Annotated in this window: 9 protein-coding genes; 6 read left to right on the top strand and 3 right to left on the bottom strand. The window is 45.6% G+C overall.

Annotation, left to right across the window (positions count from 1 at the left end; all coding sequences use genetic code 11):
• Positions 1–362 precede the first annotated feature (362 nt).
• The 5 genes from mpl to RA178_RS18105 all read left to right on the top strand — a co-directional run bounded on the left by mpl (position 363) and on the right by RA178_RS18105 (position 4868).
• Positions 363–1757 carry a UDP-N-acetylmuramate:L-alanyl-gamma-D-glutamyl-meso-diaminopimelate ligase gene (gene mpl / locus RA178_RS18125; protein WP_131523719.1) on the top strand — a complete coding sequence of 465 codons (1395 nt, stop codon included), beginning with the start codon at positions 363–365 and terminating at the stop codon, positions 1755–1757.
• 1 nt (position 1758) lies between these two features.
• Complete coding sequence (locus tag RA178_RS18120) at positions 1759–2418, top strand: flavin prenyltransferase UbiX (protein ID WP_028761725.1); 660 nt, start codon at positions 1759–1761, stop codon at positions 2416–2418.
• A gap of 7 nt (positions 2419–2425) precedes the next feature.
• Complete coding sequence (gene hpt, locus RA178_RS18115; protein ID WP_028761726.1) at positions 2426–2956, top strand: hypoxanthine phosphoribosyltransferase; 531 nt, start codon at positions 2426–2428, stop codon at positions 2954–2956.
• A gap of 206 nt (positions 2957–3162) precedes the next feature.
• The gene (locus tag RA178_RS18110; protein ID WP_263167568.1) at positions 3163–4101 is read left to right on the top strand and encodes an ABC transporter ATP-binding protein; all 939 of its coding nucleotides are present in this window, start codon (positions 3163–3165) and stop codon (positions 4099–4101) included.
• Positions 4098–4868 (top strand): ABC transporter permease, encoded by a 771-nt coding sequence (locus RA178_RS18105; protein ID WP_006080287.1) that lies wholly within the window; start codon positions 4098–4100, stop codon positions 4866–4868. The genes RA178_RS18110 and RA178_RS18105 overlap by 4 nt, the downstream gene beginning before the upstream one ends.
• A 68-nt stretch (positions 4869–4936) precedes the next feature.
• Here the strand turns inward: RA178_RS18105 and RA178_RS18100 are convergent, their stop codons facing one another.
• The 3 genes from RA178_RS18100 to rluA form a co-directional block, all read right to left on the bottom strand.
• Positions 4937–8812, bottom strand: a complete 3876-nt coding sequence (locus RA178_RS18100) for a S8 family serine peptidase (RefSeq protein WP_306683170.1) — start codon at positions 8810–8812, stop codon at positions 4937–4939.
• Positions 8813–9018: 206 nt separating this feature from the next.
• Complete coding sequence (gene asnC / locus RA178_RS18095; RefSeq protein ID WP_006080290.1) at positions 9019–9480, bottom strand: transcriptional regulator AsnC; 462 nt, start codon at positions 9478–9480, stop codon at positions 9019–9021.
• A 95-nt stretch (positions 9481–9575) separates the two neighbouring features.
• The gene (gene rluA / locus RA178_RS18090; protein WP_306683164.1) at positions 9576–10253 is read right to left on the bottom strand and encodes a bifunctional tRNA pseudouridine(32) synthase/23S rRNA pseudouridine(746) synthase RluA; all 678 of its coding nucleotides are present in this window, start codon (positions 10251–10253) and stop codon (positions 9576–9578) included.
• Between the two features lie 203 nt (positions 10254–10456).
• Between rluA and RA178_RS18085 the strand changes: the two genes are divergently transcribed.
• Positions 10457–12373 carry a peptidase U32 family protein gene (locus tag RA178_RS18085; RefSeq protein WP_173497295.1) on the top strand — a complete coding sequence of 639 codons (1917 nt, stop codon included), beginning with the start codon at positions 10457–10459 and terminating at the stop codon, positions 12371–12373.
• Positions 12374–12447 lie beyond the last annotated feature (74 nt).

The following is a 12447-nucleotide window of genomic DNA, read 5'->3' as shown; positions in this document are numbered from 1 at the left end:
ACGGAAGTGAAGTGCCCTAGGCGCTCCGTTCCGGCGGGTTTTAACGCACTTTATGCTGCGTTGGTTATTTTTAACTTAGCTCGCTAGGTCTGCAAATAACCGCCTTGCCTAAAGTGCGTTAAACTCCCGCTGAATCCTGCATCTTCAGGTTGTTTGGGTATAGTACCCTGCATTGCGACAGTTTTCGGCCTTGTGTTAGTTGACCTGTTATCTAAAAATCTCAGTTCTGCAGCTCAAATGTGAAATCTACTGATTTAGAAACTGTCATTTGTGATTGCTGTGCTTTTCCCAGATTGTTACCTGCCAATCTGTCGCTCGATGGATTAGAATGGCGGTGAATTCAACACATCAGAGCGAGCGGTATGCACGTACATATTTTAGGAATTTGTGGAACCTTCATGGGTGGTCTAGCGTTATTGGCTAGGGCAAAAGGGCACAGAGTGACGGGCTCGGATGCCAATGTCTATCCTCCAATGAGCACGCAACTAGAGGACCAAGGCATTGAGCTTATTCAAGGTTTTGATCCTAGCCAGCTGGGTGAAGCAGGGCACTATCCTGACTTAGTTGTCATTGGTAATGCCATGAGCCGGGGTAATCCTTGCGTGGAAGCCGTGTTGAACATTGGCATCCCTTATACCTCTGGCCCGCAGTTTTTAGCCGATCATATTTTGCCTGAGCGTTGGGTGCTGGCAGTGTCTGGCACTCACGGTAAAACCTCGACATCTAGCATGTTAGCTTGGATTTTAGATTATTGCGGTTATGAGCCTGGGTTCTTAATCGGTGGCGTACCGCAAAACTTTGGTGTGTCGGCACGTTTAGGCAAGACCGCTTTCTTTGTCGTTGAGGCCGACGAATACGACAGTGCCTTCTTCGATAAACGTTCGAAATTCGTGCATTATCATCCGCGTACCTTAGTGATCAACAATCTTGAGTTCGATCATGCCGATATTTTTGCTGATCTGGCTGCGATTCAAAAACAGTTTAACCACTTAATTCGCACCGTTCCTGGTGAAGGCAAGATCATTTGGCCCGCCGATTCCCATGCCGTTAAGCAAACGATTGATATGGGTTGTTGGAGTGAGCAAGAAACCTACCATTTAGCCGAATCGACCAGCGGTTGGTATGGCAAAGCGTTAAGTGATGATTGCCATCGCTTTGAAGTGTTTTTTGATGGCGAGTCCCAAGGTGTTCTCGAATGGGATTTGATTGGTCAGCACAATATTGAAAACGCCATGATGGCCATTGCTGCCGCACGCCACGTGGGCGTTAAGCCGAGTGCTGCAATTGAAGCTTTAGCTAAGTTTATGCCACCTAAGCGTCGACTCGAATTACTCGGAACCGTTAATGGTGTGAGCGTATACGACGACTTTGCCCACCATCCGACGGCCATTGCGACCACGTTAAAAGGCATGCGGGCTAAGGTTGGGCAGAGCAAAATTACTGTGGTACTCGAGCCGCGCTCAAATACCATGAAGAGCGGTGTCCATAAAGACACTTTAGCTTTTTCTATGATGCAAGCCGACGAAGCCTTTTTATATCAAGCCGATACCATCGACTGGAATATGAAAGAAGCCATGGAAGCGGCGGTGATCCCTGTGACTGTGTTACATCAAATTGATGATGTGGTCGCCAAAGTCGCAGCAACCGCCAAAGCAGGCGACACCATAGTGGTGATGAGTAACGGTGGTTTTGGTGGGTTACATAAGAAGCTGTTGGCCGCATTAGAACAGGCTTCAACTGTAGAGCAGGTTAGCTAAGATGGCCTACGCAAAGTCGACTAAGGCGATTAGCTTAGCTTGGACAGGTGCCTCGGGTGCTCCCTATGGGCTTAAGTTACTCGAGTGTCTGTTGGTATCGGGATATCAAGTGTTTTTGATGATCTCCAGTGCAGCTCGAGTGGTATTGGCGACGGAACACGGCTTACAGTTAAGCGCCAACAGTGACAAAGCCCATGCCCAGCTGTTGGCTTTGCTGCACGAAAAAGGCGTGATTATTGCTGGCGAGTTAGTGGTATTAGGCAAAGATGAGTGGTTTTCGCCGCCTGCATCGGGTAGCGCTGCACCTAAACAAATGGTGATTTGTCCTTGCTCTACGGGGACGTTAGCGGCAGTTGCTACCGGAATGAGTAATAATTTACTCGAACGCGCCGCCGATGTGGTGATTAAAGAGCGCGGCCAACTTATCCTAGTACCTAGGGAAACTCCTTTTAGTGCCATACACTTAGAGCATATGTTAAGCCTTTCTCGCCTCGGCGCGACCATTATGCCCGCTGCACCCGGCTTTTATCACAATCCCAAATCGGTAGAAGATCTGGTAGACTTCATGGTCGCTCGAATTCTCGATCATTTGGGCGTTGACCATGCATTAACGAGTCGCTGGGGTTATGACAAACAGTCTAACCGCGACCTCGACAATTGAGACTTATATGAAACACACCACCGAAGTGATGATCTCTGCAGAAGAGATAAGCCAGAAATTGGATCAAATGGCAGAGCTAATCAATGCCCATTATGCCCACAGCGAACGTCTGCTGATGGTAGGCTTGTTAAAAGGCTCAGTGGTCTTTATGGCTGACCTGTGTCGCCGCATTAAAGGCCATGTTGAAATCGATTTTATGTCGGTTTCCAGTTATGGCAATACTATGACCAGCTCACGGGATGTGAAAGTGCTGAAAGATGTGCAATCAGATATCGCCGGTCGCGATGTATTGATTGTGGAAGACTTGATTGACTCAGGTAACACCTTAAGCAAAGTGCGCGAGATGCTGTTACTGCGCGAGCCTAAGAGTCTGGCCCTGTGCACCCTGCTGGATAAACCTGAACGTCGTGAAGTGGATGTGAAGGTCGATTTTATCGGTTTCACTATCCCTGATGAGTTTATCGTGGGTTATGGTATTGATTATGCAGAGCAATATCGCAATCTACCTTATATCGCGAAAGTCGTGCCACTCGATTAAGTGTCCGATATCGTTTAAAACTCCCGCAACAGGCGGGAGTTTTGCTTTTTACGGCTATATAAAAAATAGTATAAATAATTGAATCATTAAAGATTGGTTTTTCAATCAATTAGCTAACTTTTTGCGTTAGTTCTGCAACCCATCATTGTAATTGTGTTTTTTAGCACCATCTTATTACTTTCTAATGTGTAAGGATCGGTACAAATATGGCGAATATTACCCATGCTCTGGTACTCGAAGGGCTTAAAAAAACCTATAAAGGCGGCGTCGAAGCGGTCAAAGGTATCAGCCTCACCGTCAATCAAGGGGATTTCTTTGCCTTGCTCGGCCCCAATGGTGCGGGTAAATCCACCACGATTGGTATTATTAGCTCCTTAGTGCAGAAGAGTTCAGGTACGGTCAAAGTCTTTGATTATGATATTGATAAGCAGCTAGAACACGCCAAGCTCTGCATTGGTTTAGTACCACAAGAGTTTAACTTCAACCAGTTTGAAACCGTGCTGCAAATTGTGGTGAATCAAGCGGGTTACTATGGTGTGCCAAAACCGGTTGCCCTTGAGCGTGCCAAAAAATATTTAAGCCAACTGGATCTGTGGGAAAAGCGCAATAGCCCTTCGCGGGAATTATCCGGTGGCATGAAGCGACGGTTAATGATTGCTCGCGCCCTGATGCACGAACCTAAGTTATTGATTTTAGATGAACCTACCGCAGGTGTGGATATTGAACTGCGCCGCTCTATGTGGGAGTTTCTTAAACAAATAAACCAGCAGGGCGTGACGATCATCCTGACCACTCATTACCTTGAAGAAGCGGAAATGCTTTGCCGTAATATCGGCATTATCGATAAAGGTATTTTAGTGGAATGCACTAGCATGAAGGCGTTGCTGAGTAAGCTGAATATGGAGACGTTTATTCTCGATCTGCGTCACGATACAGCAACAGCACCAGTACTCGATGGTATGACTTGTCGCTTAACCGACTCTCATACCTTAGAGGTGGATGTAGCGAAAGAGCATAATCTTAACGATGTCTTTAGCCAATTGAGCGCAGCCAATATTGAAGTGCTATCGATGCGTAACAAGTCTAATCGGTTAGAAGAACTCTTCGTCGAACTCGTGAAGAAAACTCAGGGAGCCTCAGCATGAATCAGCTCTACTTTATTGCCTTTAAAAGTATTTTAAGTAAAGAGATCAATCGTTTTACGCGAATTTGGATCCAGACCTTAGTCCCGCCAGCGATTACCATGACCTTGTATTTTTTGATTTTTGGTAACTTAGTCGGCAGCCGGATTGGAGAAATGGGCGGCGTATCTTATATGGAGTTTATCGCCCCTGGTTTGATCATGATGTCGGTGATCACTAACTCTTACTCGAATGTTGCTAGCTCATTTTACAGTGCCAAGTTTCAACGTAATTTAGAAGAGTTGATGGTGGCACCTGTGCCCCATTATGTGCTGATTGCTGGCTACGTAGGTGGCGGCGTGGCGCGCGGTTTGTGTGTCGGCCTAATAGTGACGCTTGTGGCCATGTTCTTCGTCGACATTAGCTTGCATCATGCCGGTTTAGTGGTAATGACAGTGTTTTTAACCTCAGTGTTATTTTCACTGGGTGGATTAATCAACGCTGTTTTTGCAAAGAGTTTTGATGATATCAGTATCATCCCTACCTTTGTGCTCACCCCATTAACCTACCTTGGCGGCGTATTTTACTCCCTGTCACTCTTGCCCCCATTTTGGCAAGGCGTGTCGGCACTCAATCCTGTGGTCTATATGATCAACGTGTTCCGCTATGGCTTTTTAGGCTTCGCCGATATCAGCGTGCCATTATCCATCGCCATTATGATCGGTTTCTGTGTCGCACTTTGGACCTTAGCGTATTACTTAGTCTCGCGCGGAATAGGTCTGCGTTCCTAGACATATTTCTTTAGAGCGTAATAGAAAAAGGGAGCCATTAAGGCTCCCTTTTTAGTGTCAACAACTCGTTACTTCATACGACGACGCATTGCCGCCAGTGGTAACAATAAGGCTGTTAACCAACCTAATGCTCCGCCATCATCTTTTTTAGCTGGAGGTATTGGTTTTGCCGTTACTTTAACCGTTACTGTACTAGGATTGCTTTCTAATTTTCCGTCAGACGCTGTTACTGTAAAGACCAGATCTTGTGCTCCACTAGGTGCGGTGAAACTTATTAACTCTCCACCATTGGTGAAGGTCACTGGAGTTCCACTCGTCTGAGTCCAAGTATAAGTCAAGGTATCTTGATCTATATCCGCGCCATTAGCTTTTGCTGTTAACACAGAACCTTCAACACCAGTTGAACCGACTGGAGCGACTGTTGGTGCGTCATTTACATTTTTTACGTCAATGGTAACAATTGCCGCAGCGCCAGTATTGCCATCTTCGTCTGCAGATGTATAGCTAAGCATATCCGGACCAAAGTAATTCTCTGCAGGTGTATAATCAATTCCACCTGTTGAATTGATTGAAGCAGTGCCGTGTGAAGGTGCTTGTACAATAGCTAAGCTGCCTAATGCTCCTTTTGGCATGATATCAATAATGCGTTGGGCATTTGCCGTAATGCCATCACCTGTAATTGATACTCGAGCAACTTTCATATCTGGTTTGATATCATTTTTTAAGACATCAATTGAGACTAAAGCTTCTTCGTTGGTTTCAATTACATCAGCTTGTCCAACATTGAGTGATGTCGCTGTAACATCGTAGTTAATAGTGACATTTCCTGCCGTTGTATTTTTTAAGGTTAATGCATCACCTGTAGAAATATTGCCACCTGTACCATTAAAGTTATAAGTCGTCCCAATAGTACCGCCTACGTTTTCAGCACCAATAGTGACGTTTGCAGGTATATTTGGAATATTGATATAGTTGAAGACAACCTCTTCAGTATCACCTGTCCTAATCCAAACACTGAATGTATAAGCTGTACCTGATGTGTCGCCATAGAGTTGGCCTTTATTCCACTCTAAAGCTAACCATTTCACTCCAGCGCCATCTGTGAATACTCCAACAGCTAAATCACCGCCACCAGTATCGCCGACAGACTTATCTGATAAGTCGAAATCAGACCAGAATGGAGCAAGGATATTATTTGGGTTACTACCATCTGGTAATTGTTTATTTGCAAAAGTACCACTTGCACTTCCGCCTCCAACAATCGCTAAACCATTGTCTGAGATTGTTATTTTGCTGTAGCTCACGCCGTTGTATTTAAAGCTTGGAACTGTAAAAGTAAAGGCTTGTTCATCACAGCCTTCAGGGCAAGTAACGGGAACAACACCTAAGCCAACGATACTTGGAAATCTTTGAGCACCTTTGGTTGTTGCCATTTTAGGTAAATTTAGTTGGCCTACCCATGTCACTAAGCCCAAATCTTCATTTACCTGCAATCCATTTTGTGTTGCACCTGCTAAACTGACTTTTACATCATCTTTTGAGGTTAGTTTAGTACCTTTAGGTGCTTGCGCTGTTACTGTGACTGTATTTGCAAATACATTATTGTTCACAGTTGCAACCAATGGGATCACGTCACTCGCAGTAATATCTGTTTTGGTTGTTAGTGTAGAAATTAAGGATGCATTACTTGATTCTTTAGCCAAAACAGCTAGAGGTAAATGAGCATTTTGTAACCCTTCCGCGCTGTTGATTAATATGTTTCCGAAGATCCACTCGCCATATTCAGCGAAAGTTGAGTCAACGGTTACAGTAAACGTGGCAGAGGCTCCTGCGGCAAGTTCTAAGGTAGAGGGGGATACTGTGATGCCTGTGCTATCTGATGAAGTTGATAAGCTCCAAGATGTCGTTGCATCGCTTTTGTTATAGACAGTACGAGTGAAGGTGCATGGACCAACGCAAGAGTCTGAAGCAATTGAAGGTTTGTCAAAGGTTAATACTGCCTTGGCTGCAGCATCTAAATCCATGCGACCTGCACCCATGTCAAATGGAGTTGCTGGGGTTGTTGCATCATCATCGAGAATGTCTTCATATTTAGCCGTAGAAGTGAGAGCCGTTTTTATATCATTTGCGCTCCACTCTGGGTGCAGTTGGCTCATAAGAGCTGCTGCACCTGCAACATGAGGGCTTGCCATACTGGTGCCAGAGATCATATTAAAGTCTTCACCACCATCATCAGGAGAAAAAGCTGACAGAATGTTGGTACCAGGTGCTGCGATATCCGGTTTAAGAATATTTTGGTTGCCATCAGGACCGCGTGAACTGGTGCTATTTAGGTTATCAGCAAGTTCAGTAACCATGATGCGTTTAGTTTTTGCAACTATAGTACCAGTTGTTGCAGCATCTCCCATTGCTTCGATTACAGCTAAACCTGCATCTTTCGTAATCATGACTGCAGGGAATGGTTCGCCAGGCATAGACATAGTCGTCGGTGCACCTGCCGCATTGTTATAAACTACAAGGGCTTTAGCGCCTGCAGCTTTTGCGTTTGTTGCTTTCAATGAAAAGTTACATGTTCCGCGAGAAATCAATGCAATGCCATCTTTGAACGAATCCGCAGCAAAGGCATCACAACCATTAGCATTTTCAGCGTCTAAATTAACGGCCGCAATCACTGGAGCGGTAACATCTTCTGAGAGCACAGCATCAGAACTTGGGATAGCAAGTAAATCACCTCCACCGGTATTAAAGCTATTAGCGAAAAAACGCCCTGTTGTAGTGTTAGCAACAGTTATTCCTGATTCAATACAAGCTGGGCAGCCAATAGTTTGAGGACCATTACCATCGTTACCGGCAGCGCTAACTACAACAACACCCGCAGCTTCTGCAGCTTCAAACATGGTTTTGTATGGGCTGCTGGCTGGGTCACCACCTGCGCCACCACCCCAAGAGTTATTGATTACATCTGCGCCATCATTAACAGCATGCTCTAAGGCTTCCATTAACATGATGTTTGAACCACTACCACCAGTACAGTCAGCTTTACTATAAAGAGCTTTATAAACCATTAAGTAAGCAGCTGGAGCAACACCTGATAACTCAACAGGGATTTCTTTGAAGGTTGTTGATACTTTATTGCCAACGGCGGTTCCTGCTACGTGAGTACCATGGCCACCAAAACCAAGTGGGCTCATGTATTCATCAGCGCAAACAGGGAATGTAGGTTGCGACCAACGCGCAACGATCAGTTTGTTATTACAGAAAGATGCATCAACAGTCGAGCAATAGTCATCCGATGGTAAATTTCCACTTGGTGCGGTAAAGCCAGCGTCAGTAAACATGGGGTTTTCAGGACGAATGCCACCATCAATGATTGCGACTTTAATTCCTTTACCTGCATTTTCCATCCCAGAAACGGCTTCCCACATTGCTTGGGAATTAATAACTTGGTGAGAAGCATCCATGTTTATTTCATACATGGTTTCTGGATAGACTGATTTAACACCTGGCATTTGAGCCAGTTTTTCAGCGGTTAATCCTTGGCCAACAACAGTGACACCATTAAATAATGTTTGAAAATGGCGTTCTATTTTTGCATTAGGTACTGTTTTAGCTAGAGCAGAAGAAAAATTGTTCTGCTCTTTTGTAAGATGATTGGCGTAGCTTTTTACTTCAGCTGACTGTACGTTGATTTTTTGACCTTTTTTTGCTGAAGCTGTTGCAGCAAACGAGCCAATACCACCTTGGTATTTAGCGAGTGCAGGAGATTCCATTTCAACAATAAAACGTTGTGGTGCACCTAAATTTGTTGTTGCCACTTTAGGTTTGCTAAATTTATCGTGAGATGTGATCTCGGGTGAGTAAGGTTTAAATGTAAATTCACTGTTAGCAATAGCTGCGCTTGAGAGTAGTGCAGCGGAGATAGCGATCGATAGTTTTGTCTTCACAACTTCTTCCTTGTCAATTAATGCTTTCAGCACTTTATTAAACGTGCCTGTAGCTGAATTGTTATAGTTTCTGCTGCGCTCTTTGGCGGTAGCAATGAAGTTGTAACACAAAAGTATCGTATGGTTAACACTTTTGCGGTAAAAAAGATGTTAATCACACTTTGGTATTTGTTATGTTGTTTGTAGGTGTTTGCTGTTTTTCCTGTTTAAGGTTTAACCGCTCTGACGATTGGGTTTTGTAGGCTGATCAAGGTTTCCGTCGACTGGATTTCATCGATAGATTGGATGCGATTGATGAGCACGTGTTGCAAGCCGTCGATGGATTGGCACATGACCTTGACGAAAATACTGTAGTTGCCTGTGGTGTAATAGGCTTCGACGACTTCTTCGAGAGCGTTGAGTTTGGCGATAGCGGCGGGGTAATCGCCAGCGCTTTTAAGGTTGATACCGATAAAACAGCAAACGTCATAGCCTAGGGCTTTAGGGTTTACCGTGATTTGCGCACCTGTAATGATCCCCGCTTGCTTCATTTTTTCTACCCGGACATGGATAGTGCCGGCGCTAACGCTAAAGCGTTTAGCGAGTTCGGCAAAGGGGGTGCGGGCATCCTGCATTAGGGCTTCGAGGATATGATTATCGAGTTGATCGCGCTGAAATGCGGTATCCATAAATAAACTCTCTATAACGTAGTGAATTGTCATAAAGTTACGTTTTTTTATGGGGAATTGCTACCGATTTTGCCCGTATTATTTGATTTTAGTGATCATTGTTCACCCAAAGGCTCACAAAAAGGGACTTTTGCGCTAAAAGTCATACTGACACCCGAGTAGGGATGTTTGATGGTGAGCTCTGCTGCATGCAGCAATAGTCGAGGCGCTAAGGATTTTGCCAGTGAGTCGGCATAAAAACCATCACCTAAGATCGGATGTCCTAGCGCCATCATATGCACCCGTAATTGGTGTGAGCGGCCTGTGATTGGCATCAGTTTAACCAGCGTTGAGCGTTTGGCGCGGCTCATTACTTGGTAGTGAGTCAAAGACGGTTTGCCAACAAGATGATCGACTTTCTGTTTAGGGCGATTTGGCCAGTCGCAGATCAGTGGATAATCAACGCTGCCAGTGTCATTTTTGACATGGCCTGCGACCCTTGCATAATAGGTCTTGCTGGTTTCTCTATCGTGGAACTGACGTTTTAATTCCCGCTCGGCGCTACGAATAAGGGCGACAACTATCACACCAGAGGTCGCCATATCGAGGCGATGGACGATTTGGCAATGGGGATGCTCAGCTTTTACTCGAGTATAGACACTGTCGTAATGGGCGGGGTCGCGACCGGGCACAGACAACAATCCTGAAGGTTTGTTGATGACGATAATGTCTTTATCTTGATAAAGAATATCGAGCCAAGGAGTGGTCGGTGGTTGGTAAATAAAATCAGTCATAAATAGTGCCTATTCGTCAATGCGGGGCAAAGATACTCTGCTCGGCTTGAGGGTGCAAGTGTGAGGCCCAAAGATCGGCTGTGCCATTATCCTCGCTGACAAAAGTAAAGCGGATTAGTTGATGATTTGCTGATAGAGCTGTATTTGAGTTTTTGTTATACTCCCGTCCTTTTCGTTAACGATCATTTTGAGTCTGTGAAGCCATGAGCCAGCCAGAGATATACACTCCCGAGAATCTTTCTCACGTCCATAACCGTCTTGAGTTATTGGCGCCTGCAAAAAATGCTGACTACGGTATCGAAGCCATACGCCATGGTGCCGATGCGGTATACATAGGTGGTCCTGCATTTGGTGCGCGGGCAACGGCGGGTAACAGTGTTGAAGATATCGCGCGCCTGTGTACTTATGCTCATCAATACCATGCTCAGGTATTCGTCGCCCTCAATACCATTTTGATGGATAACGAACTGGCCGACGCCGAAAAACTCATTTGGCAATTGTACGAAGCGGGTGCTGACGCGCTGATTGTGCAGGACATGGGTGTATTGCAGCTCAATTTGCCGCCGATTGCCCTGCATGCCAGTACCCAAATGGATAACCGCAGCCCAGAAAAAGTGGCGTTTTTAGAGCAAGTTGGTTTTTCTCAGGTGGTGCTTGCCCGTGAATTGGGCTTAAGCCAAATCCGTGATGTCGCCGCGCATACTAATATGCAGCTCGAATTCTTTATCCACGGTGCTTTGTGTGTGGCTTACAGTGGCTTATGTAATTTGAGTCATTCCTTTAGTAACCGCAGTGCTAACCGCGGTGAATGCTCGCAAATGTGCCGCCTGCCGGGCAATCTTAAAACACGTCAAGGCGATGTGTTAGCGCAGAACGAACATTTATTGTCTTTAAAAGACAATAACCAAACCGAAAACCTCGAAGCGCTCATCGATGCGGGTATTCGCTCGTTTAAGATTGAAGGTCGCCTAAAAGATTTAAGTTACGTTAAAAACGTCACCGCGCATTATCGCCAAAAGCTGGATGCGATTATGGCGCGTCGCCCTGAGTTTAAGGCTTCGTCCCACGGCCGCTGTGAACATTCTTTTATCCCCGATCCAGAAAAGACCTTTAACCGTGGCAGCACAGATTACTTTGTTAACGAACGTAGCCAAGGAATTAAAGATTTCCGCTCGCCCAAATACATAGGCGAAGAAGTCGGTAAAGTGGTCAGCATAGGTAAAGACTTTATCCAAGTGAGCTCTAGCCATGAGTTTAATAACGGCGATGGCTTAGCGTTTTTCCCCGCGAATTTTGCCATGGCAAAGCAGTCCGATGACAAGCTGCAAGGCCTGCGGGTTAACCGTGCCGAAGGGTTAAAACTGCATATATTGCAGGTGCCAAAGGATTTAAAAGTCGGCATGACTTTGTACCGTAACCATAACCAAGCCTTCGAAGCCCTGTTATCTAAAGAATCTTCTAAACGGATTATCGGCGTCGATTTACGGTTGAGCGACACCCAAGAAGGACTCGCACTGACATTGACGGATATCTATGGCCTAAGCGCCACAGTCAATTTAACGGTCGAGAAGACGCCTGCGACTGATGTCGATAAGACCTTACAAAATACCCGTACTCAGCTGGGTAAGCTCGGCAGTACCGACTTTGTTGCTCGTAGCATCAGTATCGATACGGCCCAAGCTTGGTTCTTGCCTGCGTCTGTGCTCAATGGTCTGCGCCGTGATGGTGTGGCCGCTCTAGAGGCTGCTCGTGTGCAAGGCTATGTGCGTCCACTGCCGTGGAAGCATAATCAAGATGCAGTCTATCCCGTCAAGCATTTGAGTTACTTAGGTAATGTTGCCAACGAAAAGGCCAAGGATTTTTATCAACGCCATGGCGTGATTGAAATCCAAGATACCTATGAGAAAAATGGCGTTACCGAAGATGTGCCATTGATGATCACTAAGCATTGCCTACGCTTTAACTTCAATCTGTGTCCGAAGGAAGTGCCAGGGATCAAGGCCGATCCTATGGTGCTTGAAATCGGCAATGATGTGCTCAAGTTGGTATTCGACTGCCCTAAATGCGAAATGATGGTGGTCGGTGAAAACCGTCAAGTGCGAGGCCAGAAACACCTTTAACATTTGTCATTAGGAGCATTGCCCGAGTGCAATGCTCCTAGCTCCTATTCAGCTTGCATCTGCGCGCCTACAAC

Origin of the sequence: Shewanella oncorhynchi, assembly GCF_030848765.1 — a bacterium.
GTDB lineage: Bacteria > Pseudomonadota > Gammaproteobacteria > Enterobacterales > Shewanellaceae > Shewanella > Shewanella oncorhynchi.
Note: the sequence above shows the minus strand (reverse complement) of the source record. Positions and strands in the feature narration are given on the sequence as shown.

Excerpts from the sequence above, each read along its gene's own strand:
- mpl (WP_131523719.1), top strand. The coding sequence starts at position 363 with ATGCACGTACATATTTTAGGAATTTGTGGAACCTTCATGGGTGGTCTA.
- RA178_RS18120 (WP_028761725.1), top strand. The coding sequence starts at position 1,759 with ATGGCCTACGCAAAGTCGACTAAGGCGATTAGCTTAGCTTGGACAGGT.
- hpt (WP_028761726.1), top strand. The coding sequence starts at position 2,426 with ATGAAACACACCACCGAAGTGATGATCTCTGCAGAAGAGATAAGCCAG.
- RA178_RS18110 (WP_263167568.1), top strand. The coding sequence starts at position 3,163 with ATGGCGAATATTACCCATGCTCTGGTACTCGAAGGGCTTAAAAAAACC.
- RA178_RS18105 (WP_006080287.1), top strand. The coding sequence starts at position 4,098 with ATGAATCAGCTCTACTTTATTGCCTTTAAAAGTATTTTAAGTAAAGAG.
- asnC (WP_006080290.1), bottom strand. The coding sequence starts at position 9,480 with ATGGATACCGCATTTCAGCGCGATCAACTCGATAATCATATCCTCGAA.
- rluA (WP_306683164.1), bottom strand. The coding sequence starts at position 10,253 with ATGACTGATTTTATTTACCAACCACCGACCACTCCTTGGCTCGATATT.
- RA178_RS18085 (WP_173497295.1), top strand. The coding sequence starts at position 10,457 with ATGAGCCAGCCAGAGATATACACTCCCGAGAATCTTTCTCACGTCCAT.